22 protein-coding genes are annotated in these 24,834 nt (G+C 59.2%); 8 read left to right on the forward strand and 14 right to left on the reverse strand.

All coding sequences use genetic code 11. The annotated features are described in order from the left end of the window. The 8 genes from I2H19_RS06355 to I2H19_RS06390 all read right to left on the reverse strand — a co-directional run. On the reverse strand, window positions 1–1,010 hold a 1,010-nt coding region (locus tag I2H19_RS06355; RefSeq protein WP_195622045.1), incomplete at its 3' end, for a fibronectin type III domain-containing protein. Window positions 1,011–1,176: 166 nt separating this feature from the next. Continuing rightward, complete coding sequence (locus I2H19_RS06360; protein ID WP_271740431.1) at window positions 1,177–1,497, reverse strand: glycosyltransferase family 2 protein; 321 nt, start codon at window positions 1,495–1,497, stop codon at window positions 1,177–1,179. Window positions 1,498–1,707: 210 nt separating this feature from the next. Continuing rightward, window positions 1,708–2,811 (reverse strand): ATP-binding protein, encoded by a 1,104-nt coding sequence (locus I2H19_RS06365; RefSeq protein ID WP_271740432.1) that lies wholly within the window; start codon window positions 2,809–2,811, stop codon window positions 1,708–1,710. Between the two features lie 210 nt (window positions 2,812–3,021). Next, entirely contained in the window at window positions 3,022–5,508 is a 2,487-nt protein-coding gene (locus I2H19_RS06370) for a glycosyltransferase family 2 protein (RefSeq protein ID WP_195622047.1), read from the reverse strand. Next, the gene (locus I2H19_RS06375; protein ID WP_195622048.1) at window positions 5,509–6,576 is read right to left on the reverse strand and encodes a glycosyltransferase family 2 protein; all 1,068 of its coding nucleotides are present in this window, start codon (window positions 6,574–6,576) and stop codon (window positions 5,509–5,511) included. 12 nt (window positions 6,577–6,588) lie between these two features. Further along, window positions 6,589–7,707, reverse strand: coding sequence for a glycosyltransferase family 2 protein (locus I2H19_RS06380; RefSeq protein WP_195622049.1), 1,119 nt, complete (start codon window positions 7,705–7,707; stop codon window positions 6,589–6,591). Between the two features lie 74 nt (window positions 7,708–7,781). Beyond that, window positions 7,782–8,822 carry a glycosyltransferase family 2 protein gene (locus tag I2H19_RS06385; RefSeq protein ID WP_195622050.1) on the reverse strand — a complete coding sequence of 347 codons (1,041 nt, stop codon included), beginning with the start codon at window positions 8,820–8,822 and terminating at the stop codon, window positions 7,782–7,784. 6 nt (window positions 8,823–8,828) lie between these two features. Continuing rightward, the gene (locus I2H19_RS06390) at window positions 8,829–9,932 is read right to left on the reverse strand and encodes a glycosyltransferase family 2 protein (protein WP_195544759.1); all 1,104 of its coding nucleotides are present in this window, start codon (window positions 9,930–9,932) and stop codon (window positions 8,829–8,831) included. Window positions 9,933–10,188: 256 nt separating this feature from the next. On the opposite strand from I2H19_RS06390, the gene I2H19_RS06395 reads away from it, so the two are divergent. Then, window positions 10,189–11,208 carry a glycosyltransferase gene (locus tag I2H19_RS06395; RefSeq protein ID WP_161145066.1) on the forward strand — a complete coding sequence of 340 codons (1,020 nt, stop codon included), beginning with the start codon at window positions 10,189–10,191 and terminating at the stop codon, window positions 11,206–11,208. A gap of 24 nt (window positions 11,209–11,232) precedes the next feature. Here I2H19_RS06395 and I2H19_RS06400 read toward each other — a convergent pair whose 3' ends face one another. The 5 genes from I2H19_RS06400 to I2H19_RS06420 all read right to left on the reverse strand — a co-directional run bounded on the left by I2H19_RS06400 (window position 11,233) and on the right by I2H19_RS06420 (window position 16,302). Then, the gene (locus I2H19_RS06400; protein ID WP_195544758.1) at window positions 11,233–13,029 is read right to left on the reverse strand and encodes an AAA family ATPase; all 1,797 of its coding nucleotides are present in this window, start codon (window positions 13,027–13,029) and stop codon (window positions 11,233–11,235) included. 202 nt (window positions 13,030–13,231) lie between these two features. Then, window positions 13,232–15,040, reverse strand: a complete 1,809-nt coding sequence (locus I2H19_RS06405; RefSeq protein ID WP_195622051.1) for a VgrG-related protein — start codon at window positions 15,038–15,040, stop codon at window positions 13,232–13,234. Window positions 15,041–15,168: 128 nt separating this feature from the next. After that, the gene (locus I2H19_RS06410; protein ID WP_117746665.1) at window positions 15,169–15,588 is read right to left on the reverse strand and encodes an HI0074 family nucleotidyltransferase substrate-binding subunit; all 420 of its coding nucleotides are present in this window, start codon (window positions 15,586–15,588) and stop codon (window positions 15,169–15,171) included. Continuing rightward, the gene (locus I2H19_RS06415; protein WP_022094823.1) at window positions 15,575–15,862 is read right to left on the reverse strand and encodes a nucleotidyltransferase family protein; all 288 of its coding nucleotides are present in this window, start codon (window positions 15,860–15,862) and stop codon (window positions 15,575–15,577) included. Before I2H19_RS06415 ends, I2H19_RS06410 begins: the two co-directional genes overlap by 14 nt. Before the next feature lie 8 nt (window positions 15,863–15,870). After that, window positions 15,871–16,302 (reverse strand): RrF2 family transcriptional regulator, encoded by a 432-nt coding sequence (locus tag I2H19_RS06420; RefSeq protein WP_117770222.1) that lies wholly within the window; start codon window positions 16,300–16,302, stop codon window positions 15,871–15,873. Between the two features lie 181 nt (window positions 16,303–16,483). Here I2H19_RS06420 and sufC point away from each other — a divergent pair, with 181 nt between their 5' ends. Genes sufC through sufU form a run of 5 tightly spaced genes read left to right on the forward strand, consistent with a single transcriptional unit; the run spans window position 16,484 to window position 21,729 of the window. Beyond that, on the forward strand, window positions 16,484–17,284 hold the full coding sequence (gene sufC / locus I2H19_RS06425; protein WP_118346006.1) for a Fe-S cluster assembly ATPase SufC: 801 nt from the start codon (window positions 16,484–16,486) through the stop codon (window positions 17,282–17,284). 12 nt (window positions 17,285–17,296) lie between these two features. Continuing rightward, on the forward strand, window positions 17,297–18,709 hold the full coding sequence (gene sufB / locus I2H19_RS06430) for a Fe-S cluster assembly protein SufB (protein WP_195622052.1): 1,413 nt from the start codon (window positions 17,297–17,299) through the stop codon (window positions 18,707–18,709). After that, on the forward strand, window positions 18,709–19,980 hold the full coding sequence (locus tag I2H19_RS06435) for a SufB/SufD family protein (protein WP_195622053.1): 1,272 nt from the start codon (window positions 18,709–18,711) through the stop codon (window positions 19,978–19,980). The genes sufB and I2H19_RS06435 overlap by 1 nt, the downstream gene beginning before the upstream one ends. Beyond that, window positions 19,977–21,302 (forward strand): aminotransferase class V-fold PLP-dependent enzyme, encoded by a 1,326-nt coding sequence (locus tag I2H19_RS06440; protein WP_229089814.1) that lies wholly within the window; start codon window positions 19,977–19,979, stop codon window positions 21,300–21,302. Before I2H19_RS06435 ends, I2H19_RS06440 begins: the two co-directional genes overlap by 4 nt. Beyond that, on the forward strand, window positions 21,295–21,729 hold the full coding sequence (gene sufU, locus I2H19_RS06445) for a Fe-S cluster assembly sulfur transfer protein SufU (protein WP_117821356.1): 435 nt from the start codon (window positions 21,295–21,297) through the stop codon (window positions 21,727–21,729). The genes I2H19_RS06440 and sufU overlap by 8 nt, the downstream gene beginning before the upstream one ends. 76 nt (window positions 21,730–21,805) lie before the next feature. Here the strand turns inward: sufU and I2H19_RS06450 are convergent, their stop codons facing one another. After that, entirely contained in the window at window positions 21,806–22,606 is an 801-nt protein-coding gene (locus I2H19_RS06450) for a transposase (protein ID WP_195622054.1), read from the reverse strand. Window positions 22,607–23,009: 403 nt separating this feature from the next. Here I2H19_RS06450 and I2H19_RS06455 point away from each other — a divergent pair, with 403 nt between their 5' ends. Beyond that, on the forward strand, window positions 23,010–23,744 hold the full coding sequence (locus I2H19_RS06455; RefSeq protein WP_006235554.1) for an iron-sulfur cluster assembly scaffold protein: 735 nt from the start codon (window positions 23,010–23,012) through the stop codon (window positions 23,742–23,744). Between the two features lie 18 nt (window positions 23,745–23,762). Beyond that, the gene (locus I2H19_RS06460; RefSeq protein ID WP_006235553.1) at window positions 23,763–24,767 is read left to right on the forward strand and encodes a GGGtGRT protein; all 1,005 of its coding nucleotides are present in this window, start codon (window positions 23,763–23,765) and stop codon (window positions 24,765–24,767) included. The last annotated feature ends 67 nt before the right edge of the window (window positions 24,768–24,834 follow it).

Raw genomic sequence — 24,834 nt, forward strand, 5'->3', positions numbered from 1 at the left:
CCGGGCACGCGGCCCCACGACAGCTCGACGCTGCCGTCGCCGGCGGTCGCCGCGGGCGCGGGCTTGACGGTCCCCTCAGGCCTGCAGCGCACGAGGCTGGCGGGGCCGAAGGAGGACCAGCGGCCGTTCACGTAGGCCTGGACGAGGAAGTCGTGGTCGTAGCCGTTGGGCAGGTCGGTGGCGGTGTAGGACGTCCCGGTGAGGGACTTGGTGAAGGTGGCGTAGGTGCCGTTGGAGAAGGCCTCCGCAACGGCGTAGCGCTCGGCGCCCTCGACGGGCTCCCAGGTCAGGGTGACCTCGCCGTCGCCGGTCGCCTCCGCCCTGGGGGCGGGCGCCGACGGGTCGAAGGGCGTCGCGGAGACCAGATCGGAGTCGGAGAAGGAGGTCCACCTGCCGTAGACGCAGGCCTGCACCAGGAATCGGTAGCTCGTCCCGTTGGACAGCCCGGAGGCCTTGAAGGACTCACCGGAGCAGGAGGTCGTCAGCGTGCGGTAGCCGGACCCGTTCCGGTAGGCCACGGCGTACTTGGTGGCGCCGGGCACGCGGCCCCACGACAGCTCGACGCTGCCGTCGCCGGCGGTCGCCGCGGGCGCGGGCTTGACGGTCCCCTCAGGCCTGCAGCGCACGAGGCTGGCGGGGCCGAAGGAGGACCAGCGGCCGTTCACGTAGGCCTGGACGAGGAAGTCGTGGTCGTAGCCGTTGGGCAGGTCGGTGGCGGTGTAGGACGTCCCGGTGAGGGACTTGGTGAAGGTGGCGTAGGTGCCGTTGGAGAAGGCCTCCGCAACGGCGTAGCGCTCGGCGCCCTCGACGGGCTCCCAGGTCAGGGTGACCTCGCCGTCGCCGGTCGCCTCCGCCCTGGGGGCGGGCGCCGACAGGCCAGCAGAGACGGTGCATGAAATTGATTCAGCCTGCGACAGCGCGGCATCTGCTGGGCTAGCAGCAATAGCCGTGGAGCATACACACAGAGACAGCGCGACCGCAAGAGATAAAGTAATTGAAAGACGCTTCATACAATCCTCCACAATTAATAACTGTCTTTATGTTATCGGAAGCCGGCATTTAATCAGTGCTCGCTCGGGCCAATGGACGATATTTACGCCAGACGGCGTTCGTGCAAAGCTAATTCAATAGCGATGCCATTCCCAGAATCACAAATCATCAAACTCACTCTCGCTGCTAAGATTGGCATCCCTTCACGGATCGCCCGTCAAGGAAGAACTCCGGCCAGCGCTGCATGAACAGCGCCTGCTCGCGCTTCCAGCGGCGCAGTTTTTCCTCGTTGGCCTCTTCCCTGCCGCGCGAGGTGAACTCGTAGTGGTACAGCTCGGCATAGGGCGTGAAGATGGTACGGTAGCCCGCCTCCCACACGCGCAGGCAAAAATCCGCATCGTTAAAGCCGACGGCGAATTCCTCGTTGTAGCCGCCGACCTGCTCAAATACATCGCGTCGCACCATCTGGCAGGCGCCCGTTACGGCACTGAAGTTACCGGGGCGCACAGCGCGGGCAAGAAAGCCCTCACTCTCCGTGAATGGTATCTTTGCTGTGGCAAATTAAAACACGCAATGCTATAGATAGACGAAATCTGATTGGCAGGCGATAAGGAGCGCCACATCTTATTATCACGGGGATTATCGCCCCAGAAAAAACCCGATGTGGCAATCGACGCTGGCGGCAGTCTTAAAGATGGTGACGTCGCCTCTCTCGATTTAGAACCGTTCGAGAATCTCCTCGGCATTCTCTCGCAGATAGATATCTAGGTCCGGCACGGCAAACTGCACATAGCCCCTCTGTGGTGCCTGAATAACCTCTCTTTGTAGCAATTTGGCCCTAATAGAGCTGATCTCATTGGTCTTTTTGCCCATGCGCTTAGCAATCTCGGCTGATTTAGACTGTTGTTTATCCTCGCACATGGCCAAAAGGTATTTGATATCGTTGAGCCCCAGTCCAGAAATCGCGGGCTCGTGAACAACATCGTGAAAACGAGCTTCTGCCAGCGCAATGCCTTCGGTAACGTCGCGCTCGCTCACGATGGCACTTTTGGCACGATGCAAGTTGGCGCGCTGCCAAATGGAGTAACCGACCAGTTGCACCAGATAGGCATAGCCCTTAGTGGCCTTAGCGGCTCTCGACAGAAGATCGTCCTCTATGGTCAAGCCAGTCGCGACAAAGCTGTCGCCCATAGAGAGCGCCACCTCCACCTGGTTGATAGGCGCCAGGTCTTCGGGGAGGGCACGACGCAAGAACGTAAGCGCCTTGCCGTTAATAAGATCCATAACACCAGCGGGTAAACCGGCAAAGGCAAGTGCGATATCTACTTTTTCCCCTGTCAAAAGCTGAACCGTAGACGCAATGTCGCGCATATCGTCAATCGGGGCGTCCTGAACTTCATCGATGGCAATAAAAAGACCCTTGGATGACTTCGCTGCCGAACTCAGCAACTTTCTAAGGCTCGGTTCTTTGGGCGCAACATCGACTTTCGCGGAAACAAAGCCGGCGTTTACGCCGACCGAAGCATTGGCCGCAAGGGAAGAATCAGCAACCTGATCCCTCAAGTCCAGCAATAGGTTAGGGCCAGCAGAAACAATAGCGGTCTTCCATCCAAGCTCTCGCGCACGATCCCTAAGGTCGCAGAGCAAAACAGTTTTTCCGGAGCCCCTCGGTCCAGCAATGCGCATGAGCCTCGCAGGTGCACCAATTCCCGCATTCAAACTCTCGGTAAACTCAAGGGCGATATCATCGCGACCAATTATGCGCGGAGGCTCAGCGCCGGCAGTGGGACGAAACGGGTTATGGAATGCTGTGACGCTCACTTATTTGCCTTCCTAGGGAATCGATTAACAGTCAATCATTGCTTATATTTCTATCGTAGACTATATCGGATAATATCGAGTTATATAAGCTTGTATAAACTTATCGCGAAAGTATCGAGCTTTCGTAATTTATCTTAGCAAATAGTCCAACGCTGTTTTCTTCCAAGCTCATAGCGAAAGAAAGTTAAGGACTTCCTAAAAACCATTGCCTTAGACAGAGAAATACTCGCTCTCAGCGGATAAGTTCGGCCCCAGCCACGGATCGCCCGTCAAGAATAACTCCGGCCAGCGCTGCACGAACAGCGCCTGTTCGCGTTTCCATCTGCGCAGCTTTTCCTCGTTGGCCTCTTCCCTGCCACGCGAGGTGAACTCGTAGTGGTATAGCTCGGCATAGGGCGTAAAGATGGTACGGTAGCCCGCCTCCCATACGCGCAGGCAAAAGTCCGCGTCGTTAAAGCCGACGGCGAATTCCTCGTTGTAGCCTCCGACCTGCTCAAATACGCCGCGTCGGACCATCTGGCAGGCGCCCGTTACGGCGCTAAAGTTGCCCGGGCGCACGGCACGGGCAAGATAGCCCTCGCGCTTTGCCGAGAAATCCTGGTTGGCATGGGCAAGTGCGCCACGCACGCCAACCAAAATGCCAGCATGTTGCACCAGATGATCGGCAAAATAGAGTTTGGCGCCCACCACACCCGCATCGGAACGCTGCAGATAGCCCATCATCTCTTCGATAAAGTCGGCGCTTATGACCTCGGTGTCGTTGTTGAGCAGCATCAGGTAATCGCCCTTGGCGTGCTCTACGCCAAAGTTGATGATCTGGGGGTAATTGAACTCGCCCGGCCAGTACACAACGCGTGCGTTACCTTTGCCTTCAGATACCGCGGCCACGCGTTCCGGCAGGGTTTCGTAATACGCAAACGTCTCCGGATCTTCGCTGTTGTTCTCCACCAAGACGATCTCGTAGTTAGCATACGTGGCCTTCTGGGCGATCGACATCACACAGGCGTCGAGCGTCTCGACGTGGTCCTTGGTGGGAATCACAATACTCACCAGCGGCGCAGGCTCCGGCAGCGCATAGCGCATGCGGTAGACAAACGGCGTCTCGGTCTCCTCGACCGTTCCGCGAACGCCCAGCGCGTCAAAATGGCGTTGCAACGCCAAACGACCGGCTTCAATAGCATACGGCTTGCTATCGGCAGAACCGTCAGCGGTGGAACCGGGGTGCACACGCCAGTGATACAACACGTGGGCAATATGCTCAAAGCGTGCGCCCGATGCAAGGCAGCGAAGCGTCAGATCATAATCCTGGGCGCCAGCGACGTCTTCCGGCGACATGCCAATGCGATCGATAAGTGCCTTCTCCACCATCAGAAAATGCGTCACGCAGTTATGGCTATAGAGCAGGTCAACGTTGAGCCGCGTCTTAAAGACCGGCTGACCCCACTCCCCCGTTTTCTGGAACATGTCCTCGTCACAGGACAGGACCTGCGGACGCTCCCCCTCTGCCGCATTGTTCAAAGCGGCGACATAGTGGAATAACGCATCCGGCTCCAAGATGTCATCGTGGTCCAAAAATGCGATGTAGTCGCCCGTCGCTTGCTCAATACCCGCGTTGGTGTTGACCACGATGCCGCCGTTACCGGGCAGCTCAATGCGACGAATCCGCTCGTCATTGGCGTCGGCCGCAAGATTGGACACCGCGTCCCATTCGGGCGAGGCGTCCATAAGCAGCAGTTCCCAGTTGTCATAGCTCTGGGCTAGAACCGAGTCCAGCAGCTCGCGAAGGTAAACCCGATCGGTCTTATAGCACGGCACCACAATGCTCACGAGCGGCCTATAGGCAAATGCCGCCGAAGCGACACGCTGGCGTGCCAAATCACCCGGCTTTGCTCGATGCTGCTCAAACCAACGTCGATAAGCGGCGTCGTCCGCGCGTGCATCCTTCATGCGATTCCAGCTGTCGTCGACCATGCCGTTGTACAAACGACCATCCATGGCGCAAAATCCGTTCTGGATTTGGCCCGTGGGATCAGCCGCAATCGCGACAAAATCGCGTATATCCTGAGGCATCTCCACGCTTAGATACGTTTTATTGACACGACATCCGTTTTGCTGGAGAACATCGACCTGCGACTCAAACACATGCACGGTGGCATCAATCGCATTCATGCGCGTATCGAAAATCTGGAGCTCAGGGGCGCACTGGGGGTCTCCAGCCCACTTGACTTCATAGCGCCAGACGGCGCCCTCATCTGCCGGTAAATAACGAACGGCATCAATCTCGTAGCGACCGCAGCACTCGCCGCGCTGCGTATCGCGAACAAGCGCGCACAGCGCAGGCTTTGCTTTGTAGTTAATCTTAGATTCCAGCTTGGCAATACGACTGTCAAGGCGAATGGAGCCCAGCCCTTTGCCGCCGGACGCAAATGAGACGTCAATTGTAGAGCCGTCCATAAACGGAAGCACCAAGACGACGAGCTCACGCTCATAATCGGCAACTGAGGGGCAATGCGCAAGCACGCGGCCATGATCGACCGACAGTGCCAAAGACAGCACGCAAGCGTCATTGGTCGTCGCGTGAGCAAAGGATTGAGAACCCTCCTGCTCAATAAGCGCAGCGACATCCTGACCGGCAAAACGAAGCAGCACAAACAGACGGCCCTGACTGCGGCAAAGTGCCAAACGCTTGATACTCATCTACACTTCTCGCTTTCCCAGGGCGTTCGCCGCCATGCGCTTGCAGGCACCCAGACGCCCAAACCTCAAGACGTCGTAATCGAACATGAGCTTTTTGCACGCACGGGCATTGGGGGCCTTACTGGTAAGCGCCGCGCGCACCATAGCGGCAACAGACGGGGCACATTGTGCAAGCGCAGCATCGCTACCCACAGCAGAACCGGCAAGCGCTGTGGCAACGGCAGCAAACACCTTGCCGCAGTCCGAACCCAGCAACCTGAGCGCATCGTACAGCACCAGATCGCATAGGAAGTACGCCAGGTCCTCGGCATGCTGGACATCGAGACCGTCGCGCTGCCAGTCAGCCAGCACCGCGGAGTAAATCTTCACGTGCTCCAGCAGGCGCGTCTCGTCGTCGTAGCGCATGGTGTCCATGAGCGAACCCTTGCGCGCCACGCGGTAGTCATACAGCTTGTTCGAAATAAGCGCGGTCTTGCGCGAGCGACCGTACACGGCAAAATCGAAGACCTGGTCCTCGCCATACTTAACGGTTTCGTCGAACACGATCCCGTTACCCAGCAAAAACTCACGCTTGCAGGCGGTGCGCCATGCAAAGGGGCGAGATGCTTCCTTAAACAGTAGGTCGGAGCTATAGCCTTCAAACGACACATCGCGCGGGCTCAGCACATAGTTAAGCCACGGATACCCCGCCTCCAGCGGATACGGATTCGCACCAAAGGTCAAAATATCACAGCGCTCGCGCTCAAAGGCATCGACGATCACGCGGCATGCATCGGGCGTAAAGCGGTCGTCGGAATCCAAAAACGCGACGATAGGCGCCGTGGACGCAGCGATGCCTGCATTACGCGCACTCGACAGGCCGCCATTGGGCTTATCGACCAGCGTGAAGCGCGCGTCTTTTTCGCAATAGGCGGCCGCAATATCGCGCGAGCCATCCGGCGAGCCATCGTTGACCAGCACGCCCTCCCAATCGGGCATGTCCTGCGCAAGCAGGGAGTCCAGGCACCAGGCCAGGCACTCCTCCACTTTATAGATGGGAACGACAACGGAAATCTTGGGGTTAGCCATAGTCACTCGCTCCTACTGTGCGGCCGGAACGTCATCGGGGTGCGGGTTGTCGCCGTAGGTGCGCTGATACGTCAGCACGCGCCAGACCAGCGACAGGCCGCCAATCTTAAAGTAATGCTTAAACGTATTGAGCTTGCCCGGCTTCTTAAAGTCAAAGCGCGAATTGATATAGGCGCGGGGCGACTTGACCATCAGACGCAAGTCGGTCTCGCCACGCGGGTCGAACAGCGACAGGTCAAAGCGACCGGCATCCCAATCGGCCTTGAGCTCGGACGAGGCTTTCTTCCAAAACTGCTCGCGCAGTTCATCGACCAAGCGCTCATCATTCCAACGGTACGTATCGACCTTCATGCGCATTAAAATGCCCTGAAGCTGAGCCTTGAGCTCGGGACGCTCGTCCAAAAAGCGCTGCATCTCGACATACTCGTCGCACACGCAAAACACCTTGTTGGGCGAATTAACGGAGCTCTTCTCGTTATCCTGGCGATAGCACAAAATGGGGTCCGCAATAAACGCGGCACGCTCGGCGCAAGCCCAAACCTTAAAGTTAAAGCCTGCGTCCTGATACGAGGCACCCGGCGTGGGAAGGAACCGAATCTGATTGTCGTTGAGGAACTCGCGCCGATAGATAGCCGACCAAATGGAAGGTTTGCGGTAGAAGATGCCCGGGCGATCGACGGGGCGATACGCGGCGCCCGTCATATGCTCGTCGATAATTCCAAACAGCTCACGGCGCTCGCTGGGCGTGGACCAATACAGGTAAAAGTCGCCCTTAACGACATCGGCATGCTCAGCATCGGCCTTGGCGACCAGCTTTTGGAGCGAATCCTCAAACATAAAGTCGTCGGACTCAAGGATGCCCACGTACTCGCCGCGCGCCATCTCCAGGCCGCGGTTCATCGAGTCGCCGTAGCCGCTGTTGGCCTTGTCGATCATCTTTACACGGGGGTCGCGCTCCATGTACTCGCGGATGATATCTGGCGAACTATCGGTAGAACCGTCGTTGATGCAGATGATCTCGATGTCCTTGAGCGTCTGCGCCACGGCGGAATCGAGGCACTCGCGCAGGTAGCGCTCAACATTGCAGATGGGAACAAGCAGCGAAACTTTAGGGGTATCAGAGTTCTGCAAGAGAACCTCCTGTTGAATAGCGTGTAACAGGGTTATTTTAGCAGCCGAGTTGCGGCGGGCGGCAGCGCTTGGAATTAGAGAAAGCGCTCCAGGCAGGCTTTGAGACCGCGAGTCGAAAGATAGAACAGCGTGGCATCTGCCATCGAAAAGCCCGAGGTCGTCGCAACGAACTTGTGGGCAACACGGCAAACAGCGCCCTTGGCAGGCATATCTGCCCAGTCCGTTCCCAAAAACGTCGCGAGGTCCATGTTGACGCGAGCCGCCACGCGATGGAAGTCATCGGCATCCAAGCGCGCCAGGTCGAACACAATTAGGTCCAAAAACCAAGTTATCAGCTCGCCGGGACACAGGTCCAAAAGACCGTAGGCCGCCCAGCCCTCCAAGACCTCCTCGAGCATCCTCATGTGGGCGTCAAGCTTTTTGGCACGAGCCTCGGCACTGTTGAACTCGTGCGTCGCCGATTCGCTCTCCATCACGTAGTGGTAGAACTTGTCAGGCATGACGACGGTCCTGCGGGCAAGCGCATAAGCCGCAAATTGGAAGACGACGTCCTCGCCCAAAGCCAAACCGGGGGCGAAGCGAATGCCTTCGCGATTGAGCAGCTCGCGCGAAAAAGCCGCACGGCAGGCATAGGGCTGCGCATTCGAATGGAACAGCAGTTGGGGATCACGGGCGCCGAAGGTACCAGCTTTGGGGCTCATGAGTTGCTGGACGCGCTTGGGGGCAGCATCGGCAGGTTCACAGACGCCGCCAAAAACGGCGGCCTCGGCATCTGCAGACTCCATGGAATGCAGCACGTGCTCGACCGTCCGGGCATCGATGTAATCGTCGGCGTCCACAAAAAAGACGGTCTCGCCCTCGGCGACATCGATACCGGCATTTCGAGCACACGAGACGCCCGCGTTTTCCTGGTCAATCACCAGTACGCGATCGTCGGCCTGCGCGATCTGGCGCAACACGTTCAACGAATCATCAGTCGAACCGTCGTTGACGCAGACAACCTGAATCGAGCGCTCGGACTGGGCCAACAGCGAATCGAGGCATCGCTGAATGGAGCGCGCAGAGTTGTAAACGGGGACGACAATGGTAGCTTTAGGACACGAGGCCTCTCCCATGTCGACCTACCCCCTCAGCGATTCGATGAGGAAGGCAGCGACCACGCCTGGGCCTCCAACCGAGGCGTAATACTTAGCACGCCCCAAGGCACCATCCGTCGCGAAACTCGGATGCTCGTCAACCCAGCCCTCAGGATCTTTGAGGATGGCAGCGAGATTTGCGCGCTTCCACGGTTTGAGGTCGTCAAGCAAAAACTCCCCCGCGTCCAAGGCCGCCTGAAATTCCTTAGCCATCTGAACCAGGAACTCCTTATAGAACTTAGGCGCCAGGCGCACGTAGTTCCACATGTATGAATCGTACTTAATGAGCTGGTTGAACTTGAGCATGCGCGCGACATCGCCGCTTGCGTGGTCGCGGGCATAATCCTCTCGAATCCAACGCTCAATCTCGGCATACTCGGTATTGACGCAAAAGACCTTAGCTGAAGAATTGACCGAGGAATTCTCGTTGTCCTGGCGATACGACAACACGGCATCGTGCAGGTAAATAGCCTTATCGGCGCACGCGATCACCTTAAAGGCGAATGACGTGTCCTGAAAGGATGCCCCCGGAGTCGGCAGGAACGTAATGCCGTTGCGCTCAAGAAAATCGCGACGGTACACGGCCGACCAAATCGACGGCTTTTGCTTAAAGAACTGCGTCGTATCGCTCGGGTGCACTGGCTTGCCACAGTCCTTGGCTTTAAACATCTCGTGCAGCGAACGGCGCTCCTCGGGCTTAGACCAGTAGAAATCAAAGTTCGCCTTCGCAAAGTCGGCATTATTGCTATCGGCGGCCGAGACAAGCTTTTCGAGTGCGTCGGGCGCCATAAAGTCATCGGACTCCAAGATACCAACGTACTTGCCACGCGCCATCTCCAGACCGTGGTTCATCGAGTCGCCGTAGCCGCTGTTGGCCTTGTCGATCATCTTGACGCGCCCATCGCGCTCCATATACTCGCGGATTATCGCCGGCGAGTTGTCGGTCGACCCGTCGTTAATGCAGATGATCTCAATATCCTTGAGCGTCTGCGCCAGGGCGGAATCGAGGCACTCGCGCAGGTAGCGCTGAACATTGTAAATGGGAATAAGCAGCGACAGAACAGGGCTGCCAGAGGCGTTAGTAGACAAATGTGCTCCTTAGGAAATACCTGTCGTTTCATGGTATCAAAGGGTCAGCGCGCCAGCGGGCGTTTATATAATCTATGGAGCCTCTTGCGGGCAAAGCGGCCCCACGTCATGCGGCGGGCCCATGGCAGGTTCCTGCGTTTTATTCAAAGCTTGCCGCCAAGGTGCGCCGAGCCTTTACAATAGGACAGTCCCAAGGACGTATTCGATAGCTTCCGCGCTGCACTCACCCGCCGCGCGTGAAAGGATATATTGCCCCATGCCTTCAACCCTTCCCGCTCCCATCGATAAGCTCGCCATTGTCGTCGTTACGTACAAGCGCCAGGAACTCCTGGCCAACTTGTTCGACTCCATGACCGAGCTTACGGCAGCGCCCTGGCGCATCGTGATCGTCGATAACGAGAATTCGCGTGAGACCGAGGCCATGTGCACCGCATTCAACGAGCGCCTGGCCAACCTGTGGGGCACCGACATCGAACAGCCCGACGCGAAGGGCGGCACCGACCGCGTCATCTACGCACCACAGCTCGAAAACGGCGGCGGTGCAGGTGGCTTCTCCGCCGGCACCAAATGCGCCTACGACCTGGGCGCCCAGTGGTTCTGGGTGATGGACGACGACGTGCTCGTCATCCCCGAAGGCATCGAGCGTCTTGCCAAGTGGACCGACCGCTACGATGTCATCCAGGGTTCGCGCCTGGACTTTGACGGCGGTGCCTTCTTTTGGCAGTACCAGCTCATCCTTTCGCTTGGTATCCCCAACCCCATCGCTAAGTGGGACCTGGGCCCCAAGGGCTACCGCGCCATGAACCAGTTGTGCTTTGAAGGCGGCCTGTTCTCGCGCCGCGTGGTCGACAAGATCGGCCTGCCGGATGCGCGATTCTTCATCTACGGCGACGATGCCTGCTACGGCTACGTGGCCAGCCAGCACTTCCCCGCCGCCGTTGTTGCCGACGTGGTGCTCAAGCGTGCCCGCGCTGTCTCTAACTGGGATATCGCCGGCAAGCGCCAGCTCAACTCTACGAGCGACACCAACCGCTACTACATCATGCGCAACCGCGGTTATCTGGCCCGCTACATGCAGATTTACGGCGACTATCACCCCGCGCTGTTCCGTCTGGGCAACGTCGCGACCTTCTGCAAGGAGTTCATTCGCCTGGCTGCCGTTGACAAGTGCTTTAAGACCGGTATTCCGGCGCTGCGCCGAGGCATGAAGGACGCCCGCAAGATCGTCAAGGATCCCAACTGGAAGCCCATGCCGCCCATGAAGGACACCGAGTAACGGAAGCCGGAAACACCTCGGCGCTTAAAGCCGCTGGCACACCGTAGCCACATGCTGCCCATCAAAACCGAACCCCCAGCGCATGCGACCCACGCCGGGGCGCGGCACACGGATTTCGTCGATGCCGTCGCGCTCTATGTCGAGCAGCGCCTGCACGGCCAGCAATTCCAGGCCCAGCGCATCCACACCGGGGTCATACATCATGTTGATCGTTATCAGCGGACGTTCATCGAGCATACCGATCGTATCGGCTATGTCGAACACGGCGCCCGTAGGAAAAACCTGGATGTCGCAGCGACCCGCGCCACACTTTCGCCTCGAGGCAGGATTGGCATAGCCCGGCAAGCCAAAGCAGAGCCCCTGCAAGAGCAGATGATATGGCAGTGGCGCATCTGGGTCGGTCGCACCGATTCCCGCATCTCCTAAGATGCGGCTTAGCGCCCGCCTCACGGTATCCTCGTTCCCATGGCACAGCCCGTCGCGAAACGCATCGACGTCTCGAATGTCTTCTGCAGCGCACTCAAACCACTCAATAATCACTAGACGCAAGGTCTGGCGAAGCTCGTTATTGGGCAATCGCAAAGCACGGAGGCGATCGCCATGCTCCGGCTCCTCAGTCATATCCGTCGTGAGAAAACCGGACAGATACAGCGCTGTCCACATGCCATCGTCAGGCGAGACATCTGGCTCTGCAGTGCCCAAACAAAGCGGGACCTCAGCGCACCCATGGGCCTCGAGCAAATCAAACAAGACCGAAAGGCGGTCGAGATTCCACCCGGCAACTACCCTACTCAGACAATCGGCATATCCATACAGATCGGCACGCACAGGCGCCGTGCAGCCTCGGCCCAGAAAACCGATCACACGCTCTGGACTCGAGCAATAGGCCCTGCCAAACCGATATCCCTCGAGCCATTCACGCGCATCATCCAGGTATTCCTCGCGCCCAGCATGATTCAACAGAGCCTCGACCTCGGCATCCGAAAAACCGAACCAACGGTCACACCACGCCGACAGCGGCGTCGTCAGACAATACGAGCAGCCGCGCGAAGAAAGCGCCGCTTCGGCGGGACCGGAACACTCCCCCATCAGACACGTCAGCCGCAACGAATCGCGCGCAGTGGCAATGGCGTCAAACAGCGCACGGTCAAGTAGTTCTGCCGGATCGGCGTCGGAAGCGTCCCTCGCGCTCGCACGGCGAGACCACGCCGCATCGTACCCATCAACGAGCAATACAACCTGCTCATCGCAGGCAATCTCCAGCAGCTCTATGAGCACGCCAAGCACCGAAGCGACCTCATCCTCGCTCGCCGCGCCACGCGCAACGCGTTCGATGTGACGCACCTTGTCTCGAGCTAAATCCGGAGCCTCCAAAAGCGCCAGCAGACGAGCGCACTCGCCCGAAAGAGCATCGCGCACGACGTCGGCAATAGCGGCGCCACGCCTCGCAGCGCCAGAAAAGTCCAGCGATATCACCGGATAGCAAGCGTACTCATCCCGATAGCGCCCGCCGTCTGCATCCCAAATCTGAGCATCGGCAAACAAACGCTGACCAGCGCGACTGACCGCCGGACGCTCCAGAAAAGCCCTGAGCATCGACAAGTTCATGCTCTTGCCAAAACCCTCGGGTCGACAGCACACCACAACGGACGCGTCGCAGTCCAACACATCGGCAATAAACATGGTCTTGTCAACCAGCATGCAACGACCAATGGCATCGGCAAAATCATGCACACCGACCGGCAAAACCGCATCATCGACATGGTTGACAAGCCGTACGCCAAAAGTATCGTCACTGTTGCAATACTCCTGTTCAGACACCGTAACTTCTCCCTAAACGCAGCACGAAGCCCATTGTAGCGAGCAGTTCAAGTGCAACGCTGGATCCGTGCAAAGGCATCGGGCAACGGTAGGAACAAAGGCCTTGAGGGGGCATAACAAATCGTTGTGCAACAAAATGGGGCCCGATGCAACTGCACCGGCCCCCATTGCGAATCTTTAGTTGTCGGGCAACCGAAAGGGACTACTCCTCGGAGTCGTTCTGCCCAGCAGCCTTCTTTTGCTGATCGAGCTTATGCTTGCCACTCACAATAGACGTGGCACCCAGCGTGGCCAAGCTTGCACTGGCAAGGCTCGCCATAACGATAAGGTCGCCCGTCTTGGGCATGTTACCGCCAGATGACTTGGTCGTTGTAGTCGTCGTGGTTGTAGTGGTCACCGTCTTGGAGTCATTTTGCTCTTGGACTTGGTTGTCAGCACCGCTCTTGTCGTCGTCTTCGGGCTGTTTCTTTTCGTCCTCGCCCCGCTGCTTTTCGCCCTCGGTCTTGCTCTTGTCCTTCTCCTCAGATTCAGACTTCTTATCCTTGTCCTTCTCCTCAGAGCTAGAACCCTTATCGGATTCAACCTTCTCGGATGCCTCGTCCTTGGAGTCGCCCTTTGCAGCCTCAGCCTTTTCCGTGGAAACCTGATCAGAGTTGTCCTTGTTCTGGGCCGAGCCGTTATTGACGCCAGCCATCAGCGAAGAACCCAGCGTAGAACCAAGCTGCTCGGAGAAAGAAGGCTTCTTGTCCGGCGAAGCAACGGGAGCGTCCGGCGCCTTATTCGAGTCGTCCTTGGAAGCATCGGAATCAGGGGTTGCGTCAGAGCCGGAGCCGTTGTTAGAGCCGGTGTCAACGGACGAATCGCTCGAGCCGGTAGATGAGTTAGAGGTGTCAGCGCCGGTCGAACCAGAAGCGTCGCTGTCCGTATTGCCGGCAGAGCTTGAAGGCGAATCGCCCGCAGCAGAGCCGTTCGAATCGGAGACGTTCGAGGTAGAGCCGTCGTTGGTAGTGCCACCAGCAGAGCCATTACCGTCAGCATCGGTCGAGGGCGCATCCATCCTGTCATCGTTAGCATCGTCACTCGAGTCGTCATTCGAATCAGGTGTCGGCGAGGGCGCCGGTGTGGGCTCGGGCTGCACGGGCGTCGCGGCGGCAGCCTCGTCCTCGGCGATATAAGCCAAGCAGTCCTTTAGCTCGTTGCGGTAGCGGTTCTTCCAGCCCTCGTGGTACTGGGGCTGGCTTGCATACTTGGTCGCCACGTTATTGACCACGCTGTTGGAAAGCGCCGTCACAAACTCGCGGTCGGACATATCGTTGGAAAGATTCGCCCAGCGGAAAAAGTCCCTGCAGCCACCAGTGCCGCACATGTTGGTAATGCTCCACACCATGCCCTTGACGCAATCGGCGCGGCCCGAAATATCAATACCCAGGCCGCTCTTGAGCCACGCCTCGGTCACCGCATAGTACGAGTTGTACGCATACGCATCCTGCAGAGCCGAAAACTCAGCAGGATCGGTGTTATAAGCACCCTGGAAGGCCTCCTGTGCAATACGGCCCAGCTCGGTAAGCTGGCCGTTCTCGTACATGGCATTGCTCGTGTTGGAAATCTCGCTGCCGCGATCAATCGCATCCTTGAGCATGCTGTACTTGGCAGAATCGTAGTTGTAAACCTGCTTCATAAACGGAATGAGCGACCAGCGGCGATCAAACTGATAGTAACCCAGTGCGTTATAGCCGTCACCATACGAAAATCCCTGGTTGTAGTTACCATGGCTCTCGTACTTGGTAAAGTACTTCATCTCGGGAGTCACGTTGACAAACGAAACGCCCTGGACCGACCTCAGCACGCCCGAGAAGGACTGCTGGGTGTAGAGACCCTTATCGATATCGGTGGCATCCGAGGCAACGCCCGGCGTGGGCTCCTCGGCAGCGGCGGGTGCCGGTGCGGAAACGGCGCCAAACGAAAGCGCCAACGTCAGGCCCGCGACAATAGCAGAATGCTTGGGCTGCATAAGATCCTCCCTGCATTGGTGTAGTTAAAGTTCAGTTTGCAAAGATAAAAATAAGTATTGCAGCTCGCCCGTTGTTGCACAACAACCCCTCGGTAAACGGCAACAACCCTCCGCGAAATCTTAAGGAATTAGACAAACTGGTCATCGGGCGCCAACAGAAGCTCGCCGTAACGTTTCGTCAGCCCGTCTCTCAACTGACAGAAAGCGGGAATATAGACGTTCAAGATGCGCTGAATCAAATCTTGAGCGAGCTTGTTGTCATAGATATGGACGTTCGTATTGCGGTCTCTGAGCATATCTAGCCAGGCCGCCTCATCAATAAAGTCGTAGAATCGGTACGACTCCTTCAAGATGGCACGAGGAGACCCCGACGCGGCAAGCGTGGCACCCTCATACTCGAGCAGACGCTTAAGGAGCTTCCAGCTCAGTTCAAATTGAAGATTGAACTTATTAATCAATCCACTCTGAACAAAATCATTGTTGAGATCCTGATTGGGCGCATCCTCAAGATTCGCCAAGGCGCTGACAAAGTTCTCATATTTTTTCATACAGAATCACACCATCCCTGGCAATTTCATCGAGCAATTGCTGCGACAAGGACTCGTCGAGATTGACGACATCTACATCTAAAAGAGTATCAAGACGCTCCTCGATCAAATATGAGAAACGGCCGAAATCCCGACAACCTGCTACGGCGATGTCAATATCGCTCTTGGGTAAGTTGTCGCCTCGAGCACGAGAACCAAACAGCACAACCTTCTCGGCGTCACATTCCCGAGCAAAAACTTCGATTTGTTTGTACACCTTGTCGAGAGATGCCATTTGCAGCCCTACAGCTTAATGTCAAAGTTGATTTCGGGGACGGCGGCCAAGTCGGCCAACGTCACGCCGTCGACGTACTTTTCAATCACGTCGTCCAGACCGCGCCAGAACTTGACGGTCGAGCACAAATCGCTGCGGGCGCAGCTGTTGTCGATGCCGTCGCACGCCACGGGCGCTGTGCTGCCCTCGACAGCGCGCAGGATGTCGCCGGCACGCACCTCGGCCGGGTCCTTGGCCATCATGTAGCCGCCGCCCTTGCCGCGCACGCTCTTAAGCAGGCCCGCCTTCATAAGCGGACGAACCAGCTGCTCCAAATACTTTTGAGAGATATGTTCGCGGTCGGCGACCTCGCGCAGGGCAATCTTGCCCTCGGCGTCACCAAGTGCTGCGATATAGATCATCAGTCGGAGGGCATAGCGTCCCTTGGAAGAAATGAGCATACCTACCCTCCCATCGCATCTGGAACAACATGACCAGGTTTGTTTGTCCCACATATCTAAAAAGTCGAGTGGATTAGTCGGGTTTTCCCTTGACTAACGCCGAACCCATAGTAACTTTATTCCGAGAAGATTCCTAGGGTTTAGTACACCTATGAGTACACCATATACAGAGAGGGACAGCATGAGTGCGAATCCGCTGCTTTCCATCGAAGGTCTGACCGCCTCCGTGGACGAGAAGACCATCCTCCACAACGTCAACCTCAACGTCGCCGCCGGCGAGACCCATGTGCTGATGGGACCCAACGGCGCCGGCAAGTCCACCCTCGGCCACCTGGTCATGGGCGACCCCGTCTACACCGTGCAGGACGGCCGCATCGTCTTTGACGGCCAGGACATCACCGAGCTCACCACCGACAAACGCTCGCGCGCCGGCCTGTTCCTGAGCTTCCAGGCCCCGGTCGAGATCCCGGGCGTGCCGCTGTCGAGCTTTTTGCGCGCCAGCATCGCCGGCCGCCCCGGCCTGGAGATGAAGGGCAAGGAGTTCCGCCGTCGCGTCAAGGAGCTCGCGGCCGAGCTCAACATGGATACCGCCTACCTCAACCGCGAGCTGGGCGTGGGCTTCTCGGGCGGCGAGAAAAAGAAGGTCGAGATGCTCCAGCTTCTGCTGCTGCAGCCCAAGCTCGCCATCCTGGACGAAACTGACTCCGGCCTGGACGTCGACGCCCTGTCCACCGTCAGCCATGGCATGGATGCCTACCGCAAGAGCTGCGACGGCTCCATGCTCATCATCACGCACAACACGCGCATCCTGGAGCACCTGGATGTCGACCGCGTCCACGTTATGGTCAAGGGCCATATCGTGCGCGAGGACGACGCCTCGCTGATCCCTTGGATCGACAAGAACGGTTTTGAGACCTTCGAGCGCGAGGCCGCCGAGCAGCGCGCCCAGGCCGAGGCCGCCGCTGCCGAGCAGCAGGCGTAAAGGGGCGACGCAATGACCAAGAACCGCACCGAGGTCGCGGACATCGACCGCAGCCTCTACGACTTCACCTATGGCGAGGAGGGATTCGAGCGCCTCGACGCCGGCATCACGCCCGACATCGTGCGCGAGATCAGCGCCAAAAAGGACGAGCCGCAGTGGATGCTCGACCTGCGCCTCAAGTCCCTCGAGATCTTCAACCGCTTCCCCGACCCGACGTGGGGCCCCTCCATCGAGGGCCTGGACATGGACAACATCGTCACCTACGTCAAGCCCAACACCGACCAAAAGCACGACTGGGAGTCGGTGCCCGACGACATCAAGAACACCTTTGAGCGCTTGGGCATTCCCGAGGCCGAACGCAGCTACCTGGCGGGCGTCGGCGCACAGTACGACTCCGAGCTCGTCTACCACAATATGCAGGACACGGCGTCCAAGATGGGCATCGTCTACTCCGGCATCGAGGAGGCCCTGCACGATCCGCAGTGGGAGCCGCTCATCCACGAGAAGTTTATGACGCTCATCCCGCCCACCGACCACAAGTTTGCAGCCCTGCACGGTGCCGTGTGGTCGGGCGGCTCGTTTGTCTACGTGCCCAAGGGCACCAAGCTCGATTTTCCGCTGCAGAGCTACTTCCGCCTCAACGCCAAGGGCGCCGGCCAGTTTGAGCACACGCTCATCATCGTCGAGGACGATGCCGACCTGCACTTTATCGAGGGTTGCTCCGCGCCCAAGTACAACGTGGCCAACCTCCACGCCGGCGCTGTGGAGCTCTTTGTGGGCAAGCGCGCGCACCTGCGCTACTCGACCATCGAGAACTGGTCCAAAAACATGTACAACCTCAACACCAAGCGTGCGCGCGTGGACGAGGACGGAAACATCGAGTGGATCAGCGGCTCCTTCGGCAGCCATGTGGGTTATCTCTACCCCATGAGCGTGCTCAACGGCCGCGGCGCCCGCTCGAGCTTTACCGGCATCACCTTTGCCGGCGCCGGCCAGAACCTCGATACCGGCTGTAAGGTCGTACTCAACGCGCCCGAGACCTCGGCAACCGTCGAGACCAAGGGCATCTCCAAGAGCGGCGGCATCCAGACCTTCCGTAGCTCTATCGTGGCCACGCCCAAGGCCGAGGGCTCCAAGGCAACCGTGAGCTGCCAGTCGCTCATGCTCGACGACCAGAGCCGCTCCGACACTATTCCGGCCATGGACATCCGCGCCAAGAACGTCGACATCGGCCACGAGGCCACCATCGGCCGCATCGGCGACGACAAGGTGTTCTACCTGATGAGCCGCGGCATCTCGGAGGAAGAGGCCCGCACCATGATCGTCAACGGCTTTGCCAACCCGGTCTCCAAGGAGCTGCCGCTTGAGTACGCCGTCGAGATGAACAACCTGATCAAGCTGGAGATGGAAGGAGCGATCGGATAATGAAACAGGAAACCAACACCGCTGCTACCACGCTCGAGCAGGTTAATGCGATGCCGGCAGCAACTTGGGGCTGGCTCAAAATGAACCAGACCAAGCTCGAGCTTTCGGACGAGCTTTCCGCCGCTCCCGCCGAGGCCGTTGAGGTTGAGGGCTTGGAAGAGCAGTTTGCTGGCACGGCCGACGCCTTCGATACCGCCATGGACGCCATGGCCGAGCGCTTCCACGAGCGCCGTGCCTCCGCCCCCGGCGACGCCGCCGACCGCGCCCGCATCACGCCCGAGACCGAGCTCGACGTGCCCGCCACCTCCGTCTACCAGGCCGGCGCTATCAAGCTCGAGGAGGAGCTCTCCCCTGCCGAAGCCTTCGAGACCGGCATGGGCGAGGCTGCCTGCACCTATCTGATCGACCACGCCACCAAGTGCATCGTCATCGATGTGCCCGCATACCAGCACGCCACGGTTACCGTGCGCGTGAGTGGCGCCGACGCGGCGGCGGCCATCGCCGCTATCGATGTCGTCGCCCGTCCGCAGGCAACGCTCGACCTCGCTCTAGCCCTGGACTCCCCCGTCAGCGGCCAAGGCGTCGTGGGCTCCGTGCTGCGCGTGTGCGCTCACGAGTACGCCACCGTCAACGTGACCTGCACACAGACGCTCGATGACAGCTGGATCGCACTCGATGACACCGGTCTATTCCTAGACGAGGGCGCGCGCGTCAACGTGCAGCACACCGTCCTGGGTGCCGGTGCCAGCGCCACCGGCCTCGCCGGCGATCTGCTGGGCGACACCGCCAAGGTGACCATCGATACCGATTACCTAGGTGCCCGCGAACAGGTGCGCGACTTTAACTACGAGCTGCGCCACCGCGGTCGTAAGACCGAGTGCGAGATCGACGCCAACGGCGTGCTGACTGGCACGTCCAAGAAGGTCTACCGCGGCACCATCGACCTCGTGCACGGCTGCAAGGGCGCAACCGGCACCGAGCGCGAGACCGTGCTGCTCGCCAACAAGGGCGTCGACAACAAAACCGTCCCCGTCATCCTCTGCGACGAGGACGACGTCGCTGGCAACCACGGCGCCACCATCGGCCACGTCCGCGACGAGCAGCTGTTCTACCTCGCCTGCCGCGGCCTTGACCAAAACGCCGCCGAGGACCTGTTCATCCGCGCCAAGCTGGAGGACGCTGCGCTTTCCGCCACCGATGAGCGCACCCGCGCCGCCGTCGTCCGCCTGGGCAACAACTTGATCGATAACTTTGAGGAGGAGCTCGCATGATCGACACCGAGCACGTTAAATGCGATACCTGTACTGCCCCCGAGCCCATGGAACTCGACGCCAGCGACGAGGCCTCGCGCGGCTGGCCTACCGTCGACATCGAGACCAATCCCTACAAGGCGCAGTTCCCGCTGTTCCAGCAGCACCCCGAGATCGCCTTCCTCGATAGCGCGGCCACCGCGCAGCGCCCCGCCTGCGTGCTCGACGCCGAGCGTGACTTCTACCAGCGCATGAACGCCAACCCCCTGCGCGGCCTGTACTCGCTGTCCGTCGAGGCCACCGAGGCCATCGCAAAGGTGCGTCAGCAGATCGCCGACGTCATCGGCGCCCCCCAGGCCAACGAGGTCGTCTTCACCCGCAACACGAGCGAGTCGCTCAACCTGGTCGCCAAGAGCTTTGCGCCCACGGTCCTCGAACCGGGCGACGAGGTCGTCATCACCATCATGGAGCACCACTCCAACCTGATTCCGTGGCAGCAGGTCTGCCGTGAGACCGGCGCCAAGCTCGTCTACCTCTACCCCACCAAGACCGGCCAGCTCACCACCGAGGAAGTTCTTGCCAAGGTGGGCCCCAAGACCAAGATCTTGGCCGTGGGTCAGGTCTCTAACGTCCTGGGCGTTGAGAACCCGGTCAAGAACCTCGGCAAGCTCGTGCACAAGTACGGCGGCTATCTGGTCGTCGACGGCGCGCAGTCGCTGCCGCACATGCCGGTCAATGTGGCCGACCTTGGAGCCGATTTCTTTGCCTTTAGCGCGCACAAGGCCATGGGCCCCATGGGCATCGGCGTGCTGTGGGGCAAGATGGACCTGCTCAACGCCATGCCGCCCATGCTTACCGGCGGCGAGATGATCGACTCGGTCACCGAGCAGGACGCCGTCTGGGCGCCCGTCCCCGAGAAGTTCGAGGCCGGCACGCAGGACGCCGCCGGCATCTTCGCCACGGGCGCGGCGCTTGACTACCTGGTTAACACCGTGGGCTACGAAAACATCCAGGCACGCGAGCAGGCACTCGTCCACTACCTGATGGGCGAACTCATGCAGCTCGACTTTGTCCAGATTATCGGCTCCATCTATTGGGACAATCACCATGGCGTCGTGAGCTTTAACGTCAAGGGTATCCACCCGCACGATGTCGCGAGCATCATGGACATGGACGGCGTCTGCATCCGCGCCGGTCACCACTGCGCACAGCCGCTGCTCACCTGGCTGGGCGTCGAGAACCTTGCCTGCTGCCGCGCCAGCGTGGCCTTCTACAACGACAAGGCCGACATTGACAAGTTCATCGCCGGTCTGCATCACGTTTGGAGCACGTTCAATGGGTAATCTGTACACCTCCACCACATTTATGGAGCACAACTCGCACCCCGACTATAAGTACGAGATGGACGCTCCCACGCACGAGCACGACGGCATCAACCCCAGCTGCGGTGACGAACTCACCTTGCAGCTGCGCGTCGAGAACGGCGTGATCGAGGAGGCCTCCTTTACCGGTCATGGCTGCGCCATCAGCCAGGCCAGCGCCGACATCATGGCCGACCTCATCACCGGCGAGACGGTCGAGGAGGCGCGCCGCCTGGCGGGGCTCTTCCTCGCCATGATCCGCGGCGAGCAGCTCTCCGAGGAAGACCTGGAAGACCTGGACGAAGCCGCCCAGCTCCAGGACATCTCGCACATGCCCGCCCGCGTCAAATGCGCCGAGCTCGCCTGGCGCACCCTCGACGGCATGCTCACGGGACAAAATAATCAGTAATAGTTGTCTCAAATCTGAAGAATTCTGTTGGTCGAATCGCTTAACTTTCGCGATTCGGCCATTTTCTTTTCTGCCTTTATTTCGAGCCCTCGGCCTGCGCGTCCACCTGCGCATAAGCGTGCACAATGCGAGAAACGGTACTTTTGCCAATCCCCGTATATCGCTCAATCTGACGCACCGTAAAACCGGCATCGTGCAATCCAAGAATCACGGTATTGCGCTGCGCCGACGATGCGGCTTTAACCACGTCGAGCGGGACCCCGAGCCCCTTCGCCAACTTTTCGGCAAAGGCGTGCCGCTCCCACTCCGTCTCTTCCAGATCGGGCATCGCCGACTCGCCGTCGTCGAGCGTCGAAAGCGAATAGACAATAAAGGCCTTGGCAGAACCAAAAAGCTCAAGCACGCAAGAAGGGTCGGAAAATCCCCTCGTCATATCGTTATCATAGGCCCGTAGATACTCGGCAAAGCTGCTCCACGGATAGCACTCGACCAGAGCAATACCCGCCTCCTGCGGATTAGCATGCACGGAGCGAATAGCCTCCATCACCTGCCAGTCGGTATCGAGCGAGCGCCGGTCAAAACGGTTCTGGAACAGATGCCCTGTGCGCCCCGTGCGTTTATTGAACCGCCGCGCGTACGTCAAAAGCAGCCGGTGCATCGCCGCGCTCATCGCGTCCTCGTAATCTGCAAGCACCAGACGCACGTGATTGCCCATAAGGCACCAGGCGATAACCGTCACGCCCGCCTTGCGGCAGCACTCACGCATCAGCTCCAAGAACTCCCACCGGTCTTCATCGCCCTCAAAGATGAGCTGCTTGCCCGTACCGCGGGCACAGACATGGTAAAAGCCGGTAACCGTTCTCCAAACGCGCTGCATGGCGCTCCCTTCGCCGGGATCTGCTTGCCATCCAATACAGCACGATTGAAGCGTGCCATCAAAACATTCACGCAAAACAATTCGCTCGCGCGGCCAAAGGCAGTAAACAGGCGGCGAACGGCACCGTTGCAACAGGTCAACCCCTGCAACGCTTACAAAAGCTGACCAAAAGCTTGCCCAAGACGGACCCCCTCTACGGAAGTGCACGACCACAGAATATAGAGTTAAACCGTTTCAATTGAAAGTTCCGCGCATCTCGCTACGAAAACTGAGCCGTTCGCCGAATATTCCGTGCATTTCGCGGTATTATAGGGGCTGCATGTCATGTCCCTTTCGAAGGGTCGCCCGGCAATCGCCAGCCACGGCCCCCAGACGGGACGCCAACACGATAGAGAGGAGAGGCATGCAGTACTCACAGGAAGTGGAGAACATGTGCCCCGTTGCCAAGGGTGCATACCACGGCCCCGCACCCATCCCCGAGGAGGGCAAGTGGGTCCAGGCTAAGGAGATTTCCGACATCTCCGGTCTTACGCACGGTGTGGGTTGGTGCGCACCTCAGCAGGGCGCCTGCAAGCTCACGCTGAACGTCAAGGACGGCATCATCGAGGAGGCCCTCGTTGAGACCATCGGCTGCTCGGGTATGACCCACTCTGCCGCCATGGCTTCCGAGATCCTTCCCGGTAAGACCATCCTCGAGGCCCTCAACACCGACCTCGTCTGCGACGCCATCAACGTTGCTATGCGCGAGATCTTCCTGCAGATCGTTTACGGCCGCAGCCAGACCGCGTTCTCCGAGGGCGGCCTGCCCGTGGGCGCCTCCCTCGACGACCTCGGCAAGGGCCTTCGCTCTCAGGTCGGCACCATGTTCGGCACCAAGGCCAAGGGCGCTCGTTACCTCGAGCTCGCTCAGGGCTACGTCACCCGCATGGCTCTCAACGACAAGAACGAGATCATCGCATTCGAGTTCCTGAACCTCGGCAAGTTCACCGACGCCGTCAAGGCCGGCAAGACCCCCGAGGAGGCCATCGCTGGCGCTATGGGCCACTATGGTCAGTGGGAGAACGCTGCCAAGTACATCGACCCGCGCACCGACGAGGAGACTCACTCCGTCGCCAGCGTGTTCCCGGTTCACGAGTAGAAAGGGAGGGAAATAACTATGACTGTTACGTTCGAAGGTTACGAGCGCCGCGCTGACAAGATCAACAAGTGCCTCGCCGACAACGGCATCGCCTCCCTCGAGGAAGCTCTGCAGATCTGCACCGACAAGGGCTTCAACCCGCGTGAGATCGTCAACAACACCCAGTCCATCGCCTTCCAGAACGCCGAGTGGGCCTACACCCTCGGTTGCGCTCTCGCTGTCAAGCGTGGCGCCAAGTCCGCTTCTGAGGCTGCCGCCATCATCGGCGAGGGCATCCAGGCCTTCACCGTTCCCGGCTCCGTCGCCGAGGACCGCAAGGTCGGTCTGGGCCACGGCAACCTGGGCGCTATGCTGCTCTCCGACGACACCGAGTGCTTCGCCTTCCTGGCAGGTCACGAGTCCTTCGCTGCCGCTGAGGGTGCTATCGGCCTGGCTCTGAACGCCAACAAGGCTCGCAAGAAGCCGCTGCGCGTCATCCTCAACGGTCTGGGCAAGGACGCTGCTCAGATCATCGCCCGCATCAACGGCTTCACCTACGTGAAGACCCAGTTCGACTACTTCACGGGCGAGCTCAAGGTCGTCGAGACCATCCCATACTCCGATGGTCCCCGCGCCGCCGTCAACTGCTACGGCGCCGACGACGTCCGCGAGGGCGTTGCCATCATGTGGCACGAGAACGTCGACATCTCGATCACCGGTAACTCCACCAACCCCACGCGCTTCCAGCACCCCGTCGCTGGCACCTACAAGAAGGAGCGCCTCGAGGCTGGCAAGAAGTACTTCTCCGTCGCTTCTGGTGGCGGCACTGGCCGTACCCTGCACCCGGACAACATGGGCGCCGGCCCTGCCTCTTACGGCATGACCGACACCATGGGCCGTATGCACTCCGACGCCCAGTTCGCCGGTTCTTCCTCCGTGCCTGCGCACGTCGACATGATGGGTCTCATCGGCATGGGTAACAACCCCATGGTCGGTGCCACCGTCGCCTGCGCTGTCGCCGTCGAGGAGGCCCTCAAGGCCTAATCGCGCCCGTGCGATGCTCATATAGCTGAGCTTTGGAGCCGCTACCCACCCGGGTAGCGGCTCTTTT

Origin of the sequence: Collinsella aerofaciens (genome assembly GCF_015560135.1) — a bacterium.
GTDB lineage: Bacteria > Actinomycetota > Coriobacteriia > Coriobacteriales > Coriobacteriaceae > Collinsella > Collinsella aerofaciens_AN.